Here is a 3,545-nt window from a genome sequence, read left to right as displayed (position 1 = left end):
CTTATAAGTTTATAATAGTGTTTAATTCAAATAGTATTGAAGAGGAGAAAAACATCTAACTTTTTTGATTTGTATTTTGAGTTCAACTTTTAGGATAATTCAGAACTTAAAATATTTTCAGGTTCTAATGTTACCACAGTTGGAAGATTTACAGAAAAAGTAGATCCAACATCTACACAACTCTCTACTGTAATTCTGCCACCCATCATTTCACAGAATTTTTGACATATAGACAAACCTAAACCAGTTCCGCCATACTTACGAGTTGTAGTATTATCGGCTTGTACAAAAGGCTGAAATACTTTTTCAATCTGCTGTGGCGTCATACCTATGCCAGTATCAGTCACAGTAAAAATTATCTGATTTAATACCTGATTCTCTGAAACATTAGCTGATTCTACTACCAATTTGCTGCCACCATTTCCATTATGCCCTATATGTCCTTCCCGAACTACTTTTAAAGTTATTAAACCTTCGTGAGTAAACTTACTAGCATTACTCAATAGGTTGATCAAAACTTGCTTAAGCTTTGTTCGGTCACCAAACATAGTACCCATTTCGCTATGACAATAAATCTCAAAAGAATTACTATTTTTGAGCATCAGTGGTTGTACAATACTCTGAACTTCATTGATAAATGTAGGGATATCAAATTCTTCTTCATACATAGTCATCTGCCCTGATTCTACCTTAGAAATGTCCAAGATATCCTGAATAATTGCTAGTAGATGTAAACCAGAAGTTTTAATCTGATCTAAGTCGGGAATAAAATCTTCATAACCTAAATCTTCAGACTCTTCTTTGAGCAGATCGCTATAACCAATAATTGCATTTAGAGGTGTTCNATGTAGGGATATCAAATTCTTCTTCATACATAGTCATCTGCCCTGATTCTACCTTAGAAATGTCCAAGATATCCTGAATAATTGCTAGTAGATGTAAACCAGAAGTTTTAATCTGATCTAAGTCGGGAATAAAATCTTCATAACCTAAATCTTCAGACTCTTCTTTGAGCAGATCGCTATAACCAATAATTGCATTTAGAGGTGTTCTTAACTCATGGCTCATACTAGCAAGAAACTGACTTTTAGATACATTAGCAGCTTCCGCAGCTTCTTTAGCTTGTTGCAACTGTATATTCGCCAACTTACTTTCTGTAATATCTCGGACAATAGCTAAAACTTCATTTTTACCACTTGCTACGATCCTAGCTTCAAAATGATGGCGTTTTTCCTCAAGAAACCACTCATATTCAAAAATTTTAATATCCCCTGCTTCAAGTGCTTCATCAATATATTGTAAGTATTGTTTAGCAGCATTTTCTGGCAAAATTTCCGAAACTTTTTTACCTATTAACTCATGACGAGACCAAGAGAATTCATCTTTTCTAGAAGGTTTATAGTAAAGAAAAATCCCTTTCCTACTAAACCAAAAAATTAAATCGGGAATAGCATTTAGAAGCGCTATGTTTTTTGCTTCACTTTGGCGTAAATCTTCAGCCCCCTCCTTTAAACTAACAATTAGGTTCTCTTTGCTCTGAATTAGTTCTCGCAGTTGATCGGTCATACTATTAAACGATCCTGCCAATACTGCTAATTCATCTCCAGTCGAAATCTCCATCTTCTGAGTCAAGTCTCCAGAAGCAAAACGCTTAGTAGCTCTAGTCATTTCCTTTAAAGGTTCAGTAATAGAGCGACTAATTAGCAGTGCCAAAAAAGTTCCAGCAGTAGCAGCCACAATTGCTACTACCAGACCTTGATTACGCACAGTAGCAATTTTTTCATTTAAGGGAGTTGTAGACAAACCTACACTTACAGCTCCCAGTCTTTTCTTGCCAATAATTACTGGCTTACCAGCAATTAGTTGATTGGGTTTGGACTTCCAGTCAAAAATTGTTTCATCACTTTTAACTAAAAGCTCTCCAAAAGGATCGGGTTCAATATTATAGACCAAAATACTTTCTCCATAAGCATCAGCAACAACTCTGCCTTCTCGATCGTAGATCCGCCCTGCTGCTAATACTTTCTCTTCCCCAAGCTGCTCCATCATTTCTCCCATAAAATCAGCATCTACATAGTAGAGAGAATCTCTAACAGTAACAGCTAAAGTATTGAGTAAGATTTCGGTCTGTTGTTGCAACTCACGACGAAAACTTTTTTGCTGAAGGTCAACAGATAGCCAAGTAACCCCAGCCACTACTATGACAACTAAACTTGTCATAGCTAGCGTTAACTTTGTAGCTAGCGACCCTTGTCCAATCCCAAATCGGCCCATCTAATTTACCTGTTCTGAACAAGTTCATACAATTCTCGCATTCTTTTTATGCTTGATTCTGGAGGAAATTCATCAAACTTGGCTGTTTTCTCAAATCCCTGTAATACTTCTTTTCCCTCTGGAGTTTTGTCCATTTTAAGCATAATGGTTTTGATCGCCTCAAGCATTTCAGGCTTCAGGTCAGGTCTCGCTAAGACCATATGACGAGCTACTTTCTCACTTTCTGCCACAACTATCATTCCTTGTCGGCTGGCTTCCGGAATTCTCATAAAAGTACCGATGTCTATGGCACCGGCCTCTACTTTTCCACTAATTACCCATTGAATAGTATTTTCATCATCGTCAGTAAAAATGTATCCCACTTCATCAGCAGATACTGGCGAATTATCTGATTTCTTCTCTTGAGGATTAAAACCAGATTCTATTAGTAAAGCAGTGGGCAACATATAACCTGATGTCGAACTAAGTTTATCAAAACCAATCTTCTTACCTTTAAGATCCTCCAAAGATTTAATTCCTCGATCTTTCATGGTAAAAATCACAGTATAATATTCTCCTATACCACCCTTCCAACGACGTAGAATTGGTTTTGCACCAGACATATCACTAATAATCATTGCTGGGTAAGGACTATCAAAATAAAGATCTACTTCCCCTGACTTCAGAAGATTGGCCATGGACTCAAAATTAGGAGCTACTTCAACATCACCTTGTTTTACTCCCAATGGGCTTAATTGTTCAGCCAGGTAGTCTGCAAAGCCTTGGTATCTTTTAATCTTTTTTGAAGGATTATTAGAAATATCAGAAATAACTATTGTACTGGGGTCTTGAGCGCTAGCTAACAGCTTTGGGTTTGATGCTGATGATTTTAAGCCAGAGCTGACCAAGGCAGTGACCATGCCTAAGAGTGTTAGTTTCACAAACAACTTGCGTAACATTTTATCCGCCTCTCCATTCTGATAGTTGGGACTTGAACGATATGATTCAAACAAATTTACTAACAAACACTTTAATAAACTTTAATAAACTTTAATAAACTAATTTTTCAATAGGCTTATGTCCCTTTGGCCAGGGTAATCTAGATTTTGCTATGGCCTTCATTTCATAGTTGCCAATATGCCCTATTTACTTGAATTGGCCACTTAACTAATTTTGTTTAATATTAGGCCATTCATTAGCATTGAGCTTTGCGATCTTTTTCTTTCCTCACTTTTTTGCACAAATTTACATATATCTATACTATCTTAACAACCGATAAGGCTGTATGTTCT

3 protein-coding genes are annotated in these 3,545 nt (G+C 36.5%); all 3 read right to left on the bottom strand.

Translation table 11 applies throughout. The features are described from left to right. Positions 1-89 precede the first annotated feature (89 nt). The 3 genes from AFK68_RS05650 to AFK68_RS05640 all read right to left on the bottom strand — a co-directional run bounded on the left by AFK68_RS05650 (position 90) and on the right by AFK68_RS05640 (position 3,194). Positions 90-809 carry an ATP-binding protein gene (locus tag AFK68_RS05650; protein WP_246844019.1) on the bottom strand — a complete coding sequence of 240 codons (720 nt, stop codon included), beginning with the start codon at positions 807-809 and terminating at the stop codon, positions 90-92. A gap of 36 nt (positions 810-845) precedes the next feature. After that, positions 846-1,668 (bottom strand): histidine kinase dimerization/phospho-acceptor domain-containing protein (locus AFK68_RS44325; protein WP_371357248.1); only part of this gene is annotated, 823 nt, incomplete at its 3' end. Between the two features lie 611 nt (positions 1,669-2,279). Continuing rightward, the gene (locus AFK68_RS05640) at positions 2,280-3,194 is read right to left on the bottom strand and encodes a phosphate/phosphite/phosphonate ABC transporter substrate-binding protein (protein WP_246844018.1); all 915 of its coding nucleotides are present in this window, start codon (positions 3,192-3,194) and stop codon (positions 2,280-2,282) included. Positions 3,195-3,545 lie beyond the last annotated feature (351 nt).

Origin of the sequence: Hydrocoleum sp. CS-953 (genome assembly GCF_002260545.1) — a bacterium.
GTDB lineage: Bacteria > Cyanobacteriota > Cyanobacteriia > Cyanobacteriales > Microcoleaceae > Trichodesmium.
The sequence above is the reverse complement of the archived record's forward strand: the minus strand, read 5'-3'. Positions and strand labels throughout refer to the sequence as shown.